This window comes from Bradyrhizobium elkanii USDA 76 (assembly GCF_023278185.1).
GTDB classification, from domain to species: Bacteria; Pseudomonadota; Alphaproteobacteria; order Rhizobiales; family Xanthobacteraceae; genus Bradyrhizobium; species Bradyrhizobium elkanii.
This window is the reverse complement of the sequence record NZ_CP066357.1, coordinates 348,467-362,646: the sequence shown is the minus strand read 5'-3', so window position 1 is coordinate 362,646 and position 14,180 is coordinate 348,467. Positions and strand designations below refer to the sequence as shown.

The window sequence follows — 14,180 nt, the reverse complement described above, 5'->3', positions numbered from 1 at the left end:
CAAACTGGACCATTTTTGGCTAGAGTTTTCGCATCGATTCCCTCGGCTGGGAGGAGTGAAGACGATGAAGGCCTCGAAGTTTTTCGGACGCCCAGAAGGCGTTCATCCTGAAGCAGGGCAACGATGGCGTTGCGGTGGCGGAGATCTGCCGCAAGGCCGGGATCAGCCAGGGCGGACCTATTTCAACTGGAAGAAGAAGTACGACGGATTGCTGCCGACCGAGATGCGACGGTTGAAGCAGCTCGAGGAAGAGAACAGCAAGCTGAAGAAGCTGGTGGCGGATCTGCCGCTCGACAAGGAGATGCTGCAGGACGTGATCCGCCGAAATGTATGGTCCACTCCGTCCGTGCAAGGCTTTTCGGTCTCGTAACGAGCATAGTCTGCTTAAATGTATTCGGCCTCTCGCGAGCGAGCTGCGGTTGCAGCCAAGATGAGATACGCGCGCGCTGTTCCTGGATAGCTTCGTCGTGCTGGAGCACGCTTTCGGCAGGAAGGCTTACAGTGCGCCGATCAACGTTCTCGTCATCGCTTCCTCAAGCCTCGCAGTCTGCCGGCCAGGAACTCTATGCCACCGTGGGGTCACGGCGTTCGTAGGTTGCTCCCGGCCGATTGAGAATCACCCATGCGACGCGCGACCTTTGCCGCCAATGCCACCGTGACTTTGTTGATGTGCATGCGCTTCTGCAAGGTGTCGATCCAGGCGCCGAGCCGGTCTCGGCTTCGATCAAGGTGGATGACACAGGATCGTGCGCCGTGGATGAGCACGCGCCGCAAGTAGTGGTTCCCTCGGCGGCTGATTCCCAGCAGCGTCGTCTTTCCGCCAGTCGAGTGCTGTCTTGGGACGAGGCCCAGCCAAGCAGCCATATCACGTGCGGTGCGGAACTGCCGACCGTCTCCAGCCGAAGCCAGGATTGCGGTGGCTATGAGCGGGCCGATGCCGGGTATTGTCATCAGCCGTCGAGATCGCTCGTCCTCTGCGGCATTTGCTTCGATCTCACGGGTGACTTCGGTGATCCGCTCTTCGAGATGGCACAGGTCGCCGAACAGATCTCCCAGCAGCCGGCGCATCATCGGCGTCAGGTCGTTTTCCTCGCTGGCTAGTACTCGCGGCATGTCGGCCTTGAACTTACCCACACCCTGATGGATTGCGACGCCGAACTCGATACACAGCGCCCGCATCTGGCAGATCAGTCGGGTTCGCCCGGTTACCATGCGGTCGCGGATACGGTGAAGCGCTTGCAGCTCCGCCTGCGTCTCCGTCTTGATCTCAACAAAGCGCATGGTCGGCCGCGTGACGGCCTCGGCGATCGCAGCCGCGTCGATCACGTCGTTCTTATTCGAATTGACACAGGGCTTCACCGTCAGCATGTGGCTGTGGTGCAGGAGCCGGTCGAGGATCGCAGTGGCGACGACGGGATCACCGAACACGTCAGAGTACCGCGTGGGGCGCTGCTCACAGCCATTCTTTGGCGGCTTCATCTCGCTTAGGACTGCGGACTTCTTGCGCCCCCTCCCCTCATTGGTACGATACTTGCTGTTCTCCTCGCAGGTCGTCAAAAACAGAAGGGAGGAGAAATGACCAAGACGCCGAACAAGGACAATTGTCGTAGTGGCGGGCGTGCGACAACGAAATTCGATGCCCTGGTCGTCGGAGCAGGCATCGCCGGTCTTTACCAGCTGTACCGGCTACGAGAGCTCGGGCTGAACGTCAGGGCGATCGACGCTGCCTCGGGTGTCGGCGGCACTTGGTATTGGAACCGTTATCCTGGTGCGCGGGTCGATTCAGAAGGCTACCAGTACCAGTACCTTTTCTCCGAAGACCTCTACAAACGATGGAGCTGGAGCGAAAGATTTCCGAGCCAGCCCGAAATCGAACGCTGGCTGAATTACGTGGCGGATCAGCTTGACCTGCGCAAGGACATTCAGTTCGGCACGACGGTCCAGAGCGCGCATTTTAATGAAGCGACGGAGCGATGGGTGGTCGTGACCGACAAAGGTAATGTGATCGATACCCAGTTTGTCGTCACCTGTTGCGGTGTGCTTTCGGCACCCCATGTGTCCTTTCCGGGGCAGGAGGCGTTCAAGGGGCAGGTGTTTCATACGGCGCGATGGCCGCAGCAACCGGTCGATCTTGATGAGAAGCTCGTCGGCGTGGTTGGTAACGGACCAACGGGGATCCAGGTGATCCAGACGATCGCGGAAAAGGTTGGCCATCTCAAAGTATTCGTCCGCACGCCGCAATACATCATACCTATGAAGAATTCCAAGTACACTGCCGGGGACGTCGAGGCCTACAAGTCAAAGTTCAAAACCCTTACCGAGCGACTGCCGCACACGTTCACGGGCTTCGAACATGACGTCGAGTACGCCTGGGCCGGTCTGCCACCGCAACAACGCCGCAGGGTGATTGAAGACTGCTGGAACGACGGTTCCGTGAAGTTGTGGATATCGTCCTTCGCCGAGCTGTTCTTCGATGAGGCGGTGAACGCGGAGATCTCCGAATTCGTGCGCGCGAAAATGCGCGAGCGGCTCAGAGATCCAAAACTTTATGACCTGCTGATCCCGAGCGATTACGGATTCGGCACTCATCGGGTGCCCTTGGAGCAGAATTTCCTCGAGGCGTTCCATCGAGTCAATGTGGAAGTTGTCAGCGTCAAGACCAACCCTATCGAGCGCATCACGACCGAAGGGATCCAGACGGTGGACGGCACAGTTCACCCGCTCGACGTCATCATCTTGGCAACGGGCTTCGATGCAGCAACGGGCGCTTTGACCCGCATCGACATCCGCGGCCGCGATGGACGATCCCTGAAGGAGGATTGGGGCCGAGACATCCGGACCACCATGGGGTTGCAGGTGCACGGCTATCCCAATCTCTTCACGACCGCAGTGCCGCTTGCCCCGGTGGCCGCGCTTTGCAACGCGACAACCTGCTTGCAGCAGCAGGTCGAGTGGATAACTGGATGCATTAGCTATCTCCGGGACAACAATTTGAAGGTAATCGAACCCTCCGAAGAGTTGGAAGATCAATGGGTGGCGCATCACGACGAGCTCGCCAACGCAATGCTGATCGCCAAGACGAATTCCTGGTACTTGGGGTCGAACGTTGAAGGCAAACCGCGCCGAGTACTCGCCTACACCGGGGGCGCAGGCAACTATCGGCAAAAGTGCGACGAAGTCGCCGCAAGTGGCTATCCGGGCTTTACCGCGCACTAGGAGTTTCAAGTCGCGGAGACTCGTGGACGAGCCCATCATGCGATCTCAGTGACGCCGGCAGGTTTGCACCAAGACGCGATCCAAGACCCTTGCGCGGTGAACAAGAACTTGTCGCACAATCGGACATATGGTAAGTTGCTGCCAACGCTTCATTCCCGCATTACAAAATGCGCATCCCGTCCGGTGGCGTCATAGAATTAGGTTCGATAGCCTGAATTGTCGAGGTAGCTCGCGGATTTCTCCGGGGTGAATGCTGTCAGGACTCTGAAATGGACCCGCGGAGCGGGACCGCTTGAACCGGTTTGTTAGTTGGAAACTGACCGCTCCTGTTCCCTTTCTATCACGCTGCCAGAGACTCTGTCTGCTGCTGTTGCTGTGGACATGATGGTCAACGCGCCGGCGTTGTCCATCATGTCCACAACGTTCGCGACCTGCATCTGTTCGCCGCCATCGGCGCGCGATAGCCGGGTGCCTGATGAAGGCGACAATCGTTGTACAACAAGGCTTGAGAACGCCCACGGGACCATTTACCGTGAGGTTCTGTACTGGCCTCGCCCTTAAGGCAAGCCGGGAGGTTTTCGTCCATGCTGTGATCGACAAGGCGGACGGCGATGTTCTCTGCTGCACGCTGGATGGATCAGAGACGGAGCGTCTTCTGGAGATCCCATCGGGGATGATCGAACGCGCGGCAGGCGCTGCTGTGGTTCCATGAACACTGCCTCGACCTACCGGGTGTAGCAGCTGAACGGCGACACAGCCTGGCGGCGGCCCAGCTACGCGACCCTCCATAGGATGGTCGAGAATTCGGTCTACGGCGGAGCCTACGTTTATGGTAGAATAGCCGCGACGGGTTACGGCGTCCATGGGGCAGGTGCGAAGATCCGCCGCAAGGTGGCACTGGCGCGGCAGAACCCCAAAATACCCCCAGGATTGCATCCCAATCAGCAAAGTCTCTTCTCTTCAACAACATAGACAAATGGTGTTCTGATGCGCGGTCGTAGAAGCCGATCGCAGTTTGCGATGCAGTCTGAAGCTGTGATGAAGCGAGGTGGATCTCATTTTTCGCAAGCGCGGCATGTCTCAAAATGCGATGGAGGCGCCGTGTCAACTGGATGGTGCAGCTATGGAAAAGCCAAATTTCCTTGAAGCAGACCATGTTTCTTGGACGGTGCCGGATCTTGATGCCGCCATTTCTTTCTACTGCGATGTCTTCGGCGCCACCGAGCTCTTTCGCTTGGGACCGCTGGATGCCGCCGACCTACCTCGCGGAACGGACGGTCGAGACTGGATGGAATCTCACGTCAACGTGGCGGAGGCCAGGTTGAAGTTCGCTATGTTGAAACTCACGCCGAATCTGAAATTTCAACTTGTTCAATACGACAAGCCTGAACAGCGCCGGTTTGACTTGCCCCGGAACTGCGATCGTGGCGGACACCACCTTGGCCTTCGGGTGGATGATGTCGGTAAGGCGGCTAGCTATTTGGCCGCTCACGGCTGCACTGTCCTCGACGCAATTTACATCGATGCGGGCCCGCTGGCTGGAAAGACCAATCTCTATGTTCTTGATCCTTGGGGGCACCAACTTGAAATCGTCGACTGAGTGCTTGCTGGCACATCTCGTAGGTCGTCGGTGATCATTTACCCTTTATAGGGTCCGGTGCCGGGCCGGTCACCGAGGCGTTGACCTCCTCATCCGGAAACTTTTCGGTCTTCTCGGCGAGCCGTGCTCCTCCTCGGTCAATTCATCGGTGATGGCGCAACAGTCCGCGAAGGAACTCGCGGGCGTGATGGATTTGGCGATCAGCGCTTGAAGCTCGCGCTTAAACTGTTCGTTGCCGAGTTGTTGAATTGGTCCGTCATCGCCAGGCGCAGGAGAAGTTGGTGGTGCCGACCACGTCCCGCTTCGTCGTGACGGACCCCAAGGGCCTTCATGGCGGCGCAGAAGCGGATCGACGGGCTCGAGAAGGCGATCCGGCGGCCGCTGGCCGATGCGCGCTGCCGAAAGCTATGAAGCCCGGCCGGAAGCGCAAGCTGGTCGACGAAGTCCGTGGCGAATGGCAAGTCTCGATCCGCAAGGCCGTAACCGGCATGAGGCCCCCACCTAGCCCTCTGTGGGGTTGCGCGCGATAGAGCCTGGCATGAGCTGATTGGAGGAGGTGGATCGATGGTAAATGCCATGCTTGATGCCAGGCAGGAAGGTGACTCCTATCGTCGTGTCGAGGTGATCACCCGGGAGCGCCGGCGGCGACGATGGACGGGCGAGGAGAAGGCCCGGATCGTGGCGGAGAGTTTTGAGGAAGGCACGAACATCTCCGAGGTAGCGCGGCGCAACGGCGTTTCCCGCGGGCTGCTCACGGTGTGGCGACGCCAGATTACGGCAATGGCCGGCAAGGCGCCGAGCTTCGTGCCGATCCAGATTGGCGCCGAGAGCGGCCAGCTCTCTCAGCCTCGGCGCAAGCGAGGCCCTTGAAGGTGACCGCGCCGCCGACCAGGGCCTGTGGGGTGGTCGAGATCGAGGTGAGTGGGGCGCGCATTCGCGTCGAGGGAGAAGTGGATGCTGCGACGCTTTGCACGGTGCTGTCGGTGCTCAGAGGCGGTCGATGATAGCGCTGCGGCCCGACCTCAAGGTGATGCTGGCGTCCCAGCCGGTCGACTTTCGCAAGTCGGTGCACACGCTGTCGGCGCTGGTGAGCGAAGCGTTACACACGAATCCTTATGACGGCACCGTCTTCGTTTTCCGTTCCAAACGTTCCGACAGAGTGAAGCTGCTGGCGTGGGACGGCAGCGGCATGGTGCTTGTAACGAAGTGGTTGCACGAAGGGCATTTCACCTGGCCGCCGATCCGCGACGGCGCGGTGCATTTGAGTGCGACGCAGCTCGCGATGCTGGTCGACGGGCTCGAGTGGACGCGTGTCTCCCCCAAGCCTGTGAAGCGTAAGCGCGTATTTTACCGCACAGGCTACGCGCGCGGCTGGCCGCGGCGTCGCGTGACGCCGGGCCCCAGCAGTGTCATCGGAACGGCTTGGTTGACCTGAGCGTTCGAACGTCAGCCGCTATTCTCAGCTGGCAGGTTTTTTTGAGCGGTGCAGTTGAACGGCAACAGATCTTCGATATCGGCGTCTGGCGCGCGCTGGGGCAATTCGGTGAGCGCGTGACGTAGCCATGCATAGGGATCGACGCCGCATGCCCGGCATGTCAGCACCAAACTGTAGATCACGGCGCTTGCCTTGGCGCCGGCAACGGTGTCGCTGAACAGCCAACTTTTTCGTCCGGTGCAAAACGGCCTGATGTCGCGCTCCAGAACATTGTTATCGATCGGGGCGAGACCGTCACTGGTGTAACGGGTCAGATAATCCCATTGGTTGCGCGCATAGGCGATCGCCTTGCCGGTCAAGCTTTCGGGGAGGACCTTCGGCGCCTGGTCGTCGAGCCAGGTCCGGAAGGCGGCCAATACCGGCAGGCTATGCTGCTGGCGCAGCCGCAAGGTGTATGCGGCGCGCGTTTCGTCGTCGGGCGGCGTCTGGCGCGCCACCCTCTCGACCTCATACAACGCCTCGAAGAACTTGAGCGCCTGCAATGGCGGACCGCCGGGCGTCTTCCTGGCCTTGAGCGCATCGGTAAATTTCCTGCGCGCATGCGCCATACAGCCAAGATGGGTCGCGCCTGTCAGCGTGCCCCAGGCGTCATAGCCGTCGCTCATCAACAAGCCACGATAGCCGGCCAGGAAGGCCTGAGGATGTTCCTGGCCGCGACCGGGCTGGTAATCGAACAGCACGACCGGCTGCGCGCAGTCCTGGCCGCTGCGATAGGCCCACATGAAGGATTTGGCCTGCGCATCCCGGCCGTCCTCTTTCAGAACCTGGACCCAGGTTTCGTCGCCGTGGACCAGGGGCTGCGACCTGAGCTTTTGCTGTAGCGCGTCATAGACCCGATGCAGATGCAACTCGCTCGCCCGGATCACCCAGTTGCCCAGCGTCCCGCGGCTGATGCTGACGTCGGCGCGCCCCAGCGCGTCCGCCACACGGTACAGCGGCGTGCCGTCGACGTATTTGTTGGCGAGCACCAGCGCCAGCGTCGATGGCGTGGCGACGCTACCCGGCAGCGGCTGCGCCGGCATCGGCGCGGTCACGATCGGGGTGTTCAGCGCGGTGCGCTCGCAGTGACGGCAGGCATATTTGAACCGCACATGTTGCAGCACTGACGCCTTCACCTCGACGTGCAACTGCTCGGTGACGGTCTCGCCCATCCGATGCATCCGATTGCGGCAGCACGGACAGTCCTTTTGATCCTCACCCAGATCATGTTCGACGCGTTGGCGCGGCAGATCGTCAGGCAGCGGCTTGCGGCCGCGTGTCTTCGGTGCCGGCTTTGGAGCCTCCGGCAATCCCGTGTCCGGCACGGCGACCGCCTCGACATCGTCGTCGTCCCGGCTTTCAGCGGCGGCCTGCTCGGCTTCGTTGAAGATGCGCTCCTTGAGCTTTTCGCTCTTCGGCGCGTAGCGGCGCAAGCGCTCCAGGCGCAACTGCTCCTCAAGATGCAGGACGCGTTGCGCGAGTTTCTCGTTCTCCGCCTTCAGCGCCGCGAGCTCGGCCGCGTGCGCCGCGATCAAGGCTTCCAGCTCGTGCGTCGTGGGCCTGCGACTCATCGTAGTCTTGAATCGAAGTCATGCCGCCGCGTCAACCGAGTTCCATGCGGTGGCCGGCGTCATCCGATAGCGCTGATGACGCCGCCCGCATCGAACACGCTCAGCCCACGCTGTGATATTGCCGCACCGGATGACGACGCACCGCCGCGATGTTGATGCCGTCAAGCAGCCAGTGCAGCTCCTCCGTCGTCAGCGTCAGCACCGCCTCCTGACTTCGGGGCCAGTGGAATCTGTCGGCCTCCAGCCGCTTCAGCAGCATCCAAAATCCTGACCGGTCATAAATCAGCAGCTTGATCCGGTCGCGGCGACGATTGCAGAACGCGAACACCGCGCGCTGGAACGGATCCAGCCCCATCGACTGCTCGACCACGATCGCCAGGCTGTTGATGCCCGCCCGGAAGTCAATCGGTTCGCGGTGAAGGTAGACCCGAAGATCAGACGCCAGCCGGAACATCGCAACGCCCCAGCGCTTCAATCACCGCCGACAGCAACTGCGCGTCGCCGCCTTCCAGCGAAAGCGTCACGCCGTTGGGCATCGATGCCGTCAGCCGCCCTGCACAGGATCGCTCCGTCGCGCAAACCGCGATCGCGCCAGCAGATCGAGTTGGCGACGGCGACGGCGCGCGAACCGGAACAAAGGCTGGCGCAATCGGCGCCTCCGGCTGGCCATCCCCGTTCTGACGTTGTCGCTTGGCCACCCATTTGCGCAGCAGGTTCGCGTTCACGCCGTGTTGCAACGCCAGCCCCGCCAGCGACACGCCAGGCTGCAGACAGGCCTCGACCAGCCGCTGTTTGCTGGCCGGATCATAGCGACGCCGCCCATTGCGCAACACGCCGACCGTCTCAAGTCTCAAAAGTTCTTCTGGAGTGATCATCGATGGTGTCCACCTCGTTCATGGTGGACACCTCATCCCATCCCCGCGCTCAACTGCATAGGTGCGTAGAAAGGAGCGCTTACTGTGAAGCAGCCGGCCGTTGTCGGCTGAGAGGTGAGGATTTCGCTGGAGCGTGTCGCGCGCGGATGTATCGTCTGGTCATGGCGATTCGCCCCGACGCTCTCCCGACCGATCCGTCAGCTCTGACCGAGATGGTGCTCGCGCTTGACGCCGAGAATGAGAAGCTGCGTGTGGCGATGCAGACGCTCAAGGAGATGATCTTCGGGAAGCGCTCGGAGCGACTTGCGGTGCTCGTGGACGAGCAACTCGCGCTCGAGCTGGGCGATCTCGAGACCGACGCCACGCCACCTGCCGCTGCCAACGACGATGCGGCAGCGGCGAAGCCGCTTGGCAAGCCGCCGCGGAAGAAGGCGCGCCGCAACATCGGCGCACTCCCAAAGCACCTGCCGCGCTGCGAGCAGGTGCTGGAGCCGGAGGCGACGGCCTGCCCGTGCTGCCAGGGTCAGCTCCACAAGATCGGCGAGGACGTCACCGAGGTGCTGGACATCATCCCGGCGATCCTGCGGGTGCTGCGCACGATCCGTCCCAAATATGGCTGCCGCAGCTGCACCGATGGTGTGGTCCAAGCGAAGGCGCTGCCGCGGCTGATCGAGAGCGGCATGGCCTCGACCGCACTCATGAGCCACGTGGTGGTCTAGAAGTTCGCCTGGTATCTGCCGCTGTACCGGCAGGTGCAGATCTTGGCCGGCTAGGGCATCCAGCTCGACCGCGCGACGCTCGCCAGCTGTGAGGCGTACCGCCTGGTGGCTCAAAAGCCTCTTTGAGCTTCAGCTGAGGACGATCCAGAGCGCGCCGCGCGTGTTCTGCGACGAGACGCCGATGCCGGTGCTCGACCCCGGGCGACATCGCACCCGCATCTGCCAGTTCTGGGCGCATGCCATGGATGACCGACCATGGGGCGGGCCCTCGCCGCCGGCGGTTGCCTACGTGTTCGCGGCCGGCCGGGGCACGGAGCAGATCGCCGGACAATTGACGGACTTTTCCGGCATTCTGCAGGTGGACGGCTATGCCGCCAACAAGGCGCTCGCCCGCGATCATGGCGGCGAGATCCAGCTCGCCTTTTGTCTTGCTCATGCCCGACGTAAGTTCGTCGAAGTGTTCAAGACGACGCAGTCGCCGTTCGCGCGCGAGGTGATCGAACGCCTGCAGGCGGTCTATGCGATCGAAGCCGAGATCCGCGGCTCGAGCGCCGAGCAGCGGCTCGCCGTCCGTCGCGCCAGGACCGCTCCGTTGATGGAGGCGCTCAAGGCACGATTGACCACAATGGTTGGCCAGCTCTTCTCGCAGTCGAAGCTGGCGGAGGCGATCAACTATGCACTCAATCACTGGGACGGGTTGACGCTGTTTCTCCGCGACGGCCGCGTCGAGGTCGATTCCAACACGGTAGAGCGTTCCATGCGCCCGATTGCCATGGGAAGACGCAACTCATTGTTCAGCGGCAGCGAAGGCGGCGCCGAGAGCTGGGCGATTCTCTCGTCGATCGTGAACACGGCAAAACTCTATGAACTCGATCCTCAGATCTATCTGACGGACGTGCTGGAGCGGATTGTCTCCGGACGAACCAAGAGCCACCAGCTCCACGAGCTGCTCGTCTGGAACTGGAAGGGGGCGCGTGAGCGCATCGCACAGGCTGCAGCATGAGCCCACGTCGCCCTAAAGCTTCATCGTCGATGGCGGCCGCCGCCATGCCGCTTGCGGAGCTCGAGCAATGGCTCCAGGCTCGCCTCGATCAGCATCCCGCCACCACCAGTCTCCCCATGCTCGACGGCTACGTCGCCGCGATCGTGGCCGGACCGGCGTCGATGAGCCCGCTCGATTGGATATGCCCACTGCTTGCCATCGATGCCGATGCTTTCAACCACGGCGGTACCCCGGAGTTCGCTGCGTTCTCCGCCGTCGCGCTGCGTCATAACGAGATCAGCCGGATCCTTTCCACCACGCCTAACCAGTTCGCCCCGATGCACCGGCGTCAACCCAACGGCGACGTCGATCCGCGACCATGGTGCCAGGGATTCTACGCCGCGATGCGGCTCAGGCTGTCGGCGTGGGCGCCATTGCTGGACGCCAGCAACGTCAATCACCGCCTGCTGCTGCCTATTCTGCTGCACTGTCGCGACGATCAGGCCGGTCCGCTGCTCGGACCGCCACGGACCGGCCGCGAGACCCGCGCCTCTCTGCGCAACGCCCACCTCGATATTCCCGCAGCCGTCGAGGCCATGCGCCAATACTGGATGCCGATCCGCTATGCACGCGCACGCTGATCACCGCCGACGTGGGAGCTCATACCGGTTACGCAAGGCCTTGTGACGCGATCGAGTTTGACCGATCGACCTATCACTACAAGTCTAAGCACGAATTTCTCCGCACCTTTTGCTTTTGAGTGCTCTGATGCGAGGTGTCCACCAAAATAGGTGGACACCTTGTGATGGCAGCGGATGATCAGAAAGTGCGGGTCAGGCTTGTTGGCCGGAACGGTCGCCGGCGCTACGAGGCGGCATCGAAAGAGCGTCTTGTGACGGCCTGCCTTGAGCCTGGGGTTTCGGTATCGAGGCTTGCACTCGAACATGGGGTCAACGCGAACCTGCTTCGGAAGTGGATCAAGAAGCACACCGCAGCCAGGTCGCTGCCGCCGTCCTCACGCCCGGCGTTCATCCCGGTTCAGCTTGAGGGGGCCGCCGATCGAGCCCTGTCGCGGCAAGACAGCGTGGCGACGGTGGATTTGCCGGCGACTTGCGATGAAGTGGAGGTTCGGAACCCAAAGGGACTCCAGCTTTTTATTCTCCGGCCAAAGTGAGCGTGTCGCTGCCGAACGGCGTGAAGCTCGCGCTGGAATGCGGCGATGTGGATGCATTGACGGCGATCATCGGAGCACTGGGCCATGTTCAGACTGGGCGGTGACCTGCAGGTCTATCTGCACCGTGAGCCGATCGACTTCCGGGCTGGCATCAACAGCCTTGCGGTCCTGGTCCAGGAGACGATGGCGCTCGATCCATTCACGCCGGCGGTTTTTGCGTTCTGCAATCGCCGTTGCGACCGGATGAAGTTGCTGTTCTTCGACCGGTCCGGCTTTGTGCTGGTCCTGAAGCGGCTGACCGAGGACAAGTTCCGATGGCCGCGCCGCCAGGAGGCGGTCGCCGGCTTACGACCGAGCAATTGCACTGGATTCTTGATGGCATCGATATCGATGCGATGGTCCGCCATCCGGTGCGGCACTATCAGGTTGCCGGCTGAGCTCTCGAGTTGAGCGGTTGACGCGTCGGTACGGTTCAGATTCAAGAATCCGATGAATCGAACCGGCGATCCGAGTGTTGAAGTGCTGTTGGCGCGCACTGCTGCGCTGCAGGCGGAGAACCATCAACTCGCCGACCGCGTCGTCAAACTCGAGGAAGAACTGGCGCTGGCACGCCTGCATCGTTTTGCGCCACGCAGCGAAAAGCACGTCGATCGTCTCTTCAATGAAGCCGAGCAGGCCGCCGATGAGGATGACGCCGGCAGTGAAACGAACAATATCGCCGAACTTCCGGACACGGGCTTGCCACCCGTCGAAAACACAACGGGAAAGAAGCGCGGCCGCAGGCCGCTGCCGGCGAACCTGCCGCGTGAGCGCGTCTTCGGCCTTCCCCGCTCCTGAGCGTGGATCACGGTCAGGCGCTCCGCCGCAGTAGGGCCGGCGAACTGGTGGCCCTGCCCAACGTAGAAAGCCCCGAGCATGCGATTCAGTTGATTGAGTCTACCGCGCCATCCGCAACCTTCGGACCAATTGCGGTTGACGATAAGGAGCGCTTACAATACGCGGGCACCTATGACAGCGCGTGGCTGCGATCAATTGCGCCCGCTCTGGCGGCCGACGCCGATCCGCGGCTATTTCTCTTCGCTCCGCCAGACCAACGCATGAGCGGCTTCATCTGCGGCGGAGAACCCTACGCGCTGCAGAACTTCTCTGCCGAGCATCCGTTGATCGAAGGCCGCCTGCCCACCTTTCGCGTGCGGTGCTTCATCGGCTGGCGCGATGCGACACGTGGCGTCACAGAACTGCAGACGCGCATCGATACCCTGTGGCTGTTCGCCGGAGCCCGCCGCGGCGTCATGATCTACCGCACCACGATCGCCGTGGAGGAATTGGATGGCAGCGACATTGGCGACATTATGGTCGCTTACGAGCAACAAGGCGACCCCGCGCGGCCGTTCGATCATTATCTGAAAGTTCGGCAGCTGCGGCTCGACCCGGCGAGCGCCGCACGGCATGCCTTTTCGGAACATCAACTTACTCCCGAGATTTCGGCTGCCGAACGCGAACGCCGCGCAGCGCGGCGTCGGCATCTGGGCCGAACAGCGCGCAGCCCGGCGGCTGGCCTCCATGCGCTGGGCCCTAGATCAGGAACTCGCGCGCGTTGAGCTTCCGCCTTCGCTGCGCCCGACGATCGAGATATCGTCGATCGAACCGTCGAGCGTTCCGGAACTGTTTCCGGAGGAACTCGAGCGTGGCGAGATCGAACTAGGGTCTGTACCTAAATAGCGCCACGTGATTCTCTTGCCTACGTGTTGATTCGGGGGCGAGAGAATGCGCGCTGGTTTGTTTTGGCTGAACGACAGGCAATGGGCGCGTATCGAACCGCATCTGCCGAGGGGACTGACGGGGCCGGATCGGGACGACGACCGACGCATCGTCAGCGGCATCATTCACATGCTGCAATCGGGTGCACGATGGCGTGATTGTCCACGTGAATACGGCCCTTACACGACGATCTACAATCGCTTCAATCGCTGGGCCAAGCGAGGACGATGGTGCGCAATCTTCGAAGCGCTGGCCAAGCCTGGCGAAGACGGCGTCGTACTGTCGCTCGACTCGACCTCGATTAAAGCTCACCGGTGTGCCTCCGGCGGAAAAGGGGGGAGCACAATCAAGCAATCGGCCGCTCGCGCGGAGGCCGCACGACAAAAATCCATGCGCTGAGCGATCCGCTCTGCCGGCCGGTCGTCCTGCATCTGACTCCAGGCCAGGATGCCGATATCGCTGCGGCTCCCGATGTCCTGGCGCTCGCGCCACCCATGAGCGTGCTCCTCGCCGACAAAGGGTATGATGGCGACAAGCTTCGCGGCGAAATCATTCGTCGTGGCGCCAAGCCCGTAATCCCCAATAAATCTAACCGTGTCGTCATCCATCGCTTCAACAAACGCGCCTACAAAGGACGAAATGTCATCGAACGCTGCTTTTGCAGGCTCAAGGACTTCCGGCGCATCGCCACGCGATATGACAAGCTCGCCCGTAATTTCTGGGCCGCTGTTCATCTCGCCGCTCTCGTCGCATATTGGCTCAATTGAGTCTGGACCCTAGCACTACTTTGGCAGATTGTTGATTTTGC

10 protein-coding genes and 8 pseudogenes are annotated in these 14,180 nt (G+C 61.5%); 12 read left to right on the top strand and 6 right to left on the bottom strand.

Annotated elements, in window-relative coordinates:
• Positions 1-64 precede the first annotated feature (64 nt).
• Positions 65-325, top strand: a pseudogene (locus tag JEY66_RS44850) (transposase); the annotation flags it as partial.
• Positions 326-563: 238 nt separating this feature from the next.
• Here JEY66_RS44850 and JEY66_RS44845 read toward each other — a convergent pair.
• Both JEY66_RS44845 and JEY66_RS45755 read right to left on the bottom strand, forming a co-directional pair.
• Positions 564-1,359, bottom strand: a pseudogene (locus tag JEY66_RS44845) (IS110 family RNA-guided transposase); the annotation flags it as partial.
• 33 nt (positions 1,360-1,392) lie between these two features.
• A pseudogene (locus JEY66_RS45755) lies at positions 1,393-1,479 on the bottom strand (hypothetical protein); the annotation flags it as partial.
• Positions 1,480-1,575: 96 nt separating this feature from the next.
• On the opposite strand from JEY66_RS45755, the gene JEY66_RS44835 reads away from it, so the two are divergent.
• Complete coding sequence (locus JEY66_RS44835) at positions 1,576-3,216, top strand: flavin-containing monooxygenase (protein ID WP_018273874.1); 1,641 nt, start codon at positions 1,576-1,578, stop codon at positions 3,214-3,216.
• A 1,048-nt stretch (positions 3,217-4,264) separates the two neighbouring features.
• Positions 4,265-4,816 carry a VOC family protein gene (locus JEY66_RS44825; RefSeq protein WP_198390676.1) on the top strand — a complete coding sequence of 184 codons (552 nt, stop codon included), beginning with the start codon at positions 4,265-4,267 and terminating at the stop codon, positions 4,814-4,816.
• Positions 4,817-5,016: 200 nt separating this feature from the next.
• On the opposite strand, the gene JEY66_RS44820 is transcribed toward JEY66_RS44825, so the two are convergent.
• Positions 5,017-5,277 carry a hypothetical protein gene (locus tag JEY66_RS44820; protein ID WP_018273870.1) on the bottom strand — a complete coding sequence of 87 codons (261 nt, stop codon included), beginning with the start codon at positions 5,275-5,277 and terminating at the stop codon, positions 5,017-5,019.
• A gap of 103 nt (positions 5,278-5,380) precedes the next feature.
• On the opposite strand from JEY66_RS44820, the gene tnpA (JEY66_RS45680) reads away from it, so the two are divergent.
• Together tnpA (JEY66_RS45680) and tnpB (JEY66_RS44810) are read left to right on the top strand one after the other, a co-directional pair.
• A complete protein-coding gene (gene tnpA / locus JEY66_RS45680; RefSeq protein WP_018273869.1) occupies positions 5,381-5,686 on the top strand; it encodes an IS66-like element accessory protein TnpA in 306 nt (101 codons plus the stop codon).
• 130 nt (positions 5,687-5,816) lie between these two features.
• Positions 5,817-6,152, top strand: a pseudogene (tnpB, locus tag JEY66_RS44810) (IS66 family insertion sequence element accessory protein TnpB); the annotation flags it as partial.
• A 110-nt stretch (positions 6,153-6,262) separates the two neighbouring features.
• Here the strand turns inward: tnpB (JEY66_RS44810) and tnpC (JEY66_RS44805) are convergent.
• From tnpC (JEY66_RS44805) to tnpA (JEY66_RS44795), 3 genes are all read right to left on the bottom strand, one after another.
• Entirely contained in the window at positions 6,263-7,861 is a 1,599-nt protein-coding gene (gene tnpC, locus JEY66_RS44805) for an IS66 family transposase (RefSeq protein ID WP_018270215.1), read from the bottom strand.
• Positions 7,862-7,961: 100 nt separating this feature from the next.
• Positions 7,962-8,315, bottom strand: coding sequence for an IS66 family insertion sequence element accessory protein TnpB (gene tnpB, locus JEY66_RS44800; protein WP_018270214.1), 354 nt, complete (start codon positions 8,313-8,315; stop codon positions 7,962-7,964).
• Positions 8,296-8,736 (bottom strand): IS66-like element accessory protein TnpA, encoded by a 441-nt coding sequence (gene tnpA, locus JEY66_RS44795; RefSeq protein ID WP_035693717.1) that lies wholly within the window; start codon positions 8,734-8,736, stop codon positions 8,296-8,298. Before tnpA (JEY66_RS44795) ends, tnpB (JEY66_RS44800) begins: the two co-directional genes overlap by 20 nt.
• Positions 8,737-8,897: 161 nt before the next feature.
• On the opposite strand from tnpA (JEY66_RS44795), the pseudogene tnpC (JEY66_RS44790) reads away from it, so the two are divergent.
• The 7 genes and pseudogenes from tnpC (JEY66_RS44790) to JEY66_RS44760 all read left to right on the top strand — a co-directional run bounded on the left by tnpC (JEY66_RS44790) (position 8,898) and on the right by JEY66_RS44760 (position 14,139).
• Positions 8,898-10,458 (top strand): annotated as a pseudogene (tnpC, locus tag JEY66_RS44790) (IS66 family transposase).
• A gap of 29 nt (positions 10,459-10,487) precedes the next feature.
• Positions 10,488-11,078: a UPF0149 family protein gene (locus JEY66_RS44785; protein ID WP_018273867.1), complete on the top strand. Its 591-nt coding sequence runs from the start codon at positions 10,488-10,490 to the stop codon at positions 11,076-11,078.
• A gap of 164 nt (positions 11,079-11,242) precedes the next feature.
• A pseudogene (tnpA, locus tag JEY66_RS44780) lies at positions 11,243-11,715 on the top strand (IS66-like element accessory protein TnpA).
• Positions 11,696-12,061, top strand: a complete 366-nt coding sequence (tnpB, locus tag JEY66_RS44775) for an IS66 family insertion sequence element accessory protein TnpB (protein ID WP_041483025.1) — start codon at positions 11,696-11,698, stop codon at positions 12,059-12,061. The pseudogene tnpA (JEY66_RS44780) and the gene tnpB (JEY66_RS44775) overlap by 20 nt, the downstream one beginning before the upstream one ends.
• A gap of 39 nt (positions 12,062-12,100) precedes the next feature.
• Positions 12,101-12,427, top strand: a pseudogene (locus tag JEY66_RS44770) (transposase domain-containing protein); the annotation flags it as partial.
• Between the two features lie 23 nt (positions 12,428-12,450).
• Positions 12,451-13,212, top strand: coding sequence for a DUF2169 domain-containing protein (locus JEY66_RS44765; protein WP_224518127.1), 762 nt, complete (start codon positions 12,451-12,453; stop codon positions 13,210-13,212).
• A 144-nt stretch (positions 13,213-13,356) separates the two neighbouring features.
• Positions 13,357-14,139, top strand: a pseudogene (locus JEY66_RS44760) (IS5-like element ISBj2 family transposase).
• The last annotated feature ends 41 nt before the right edge of the window (positions 14,140-14,180 follow it).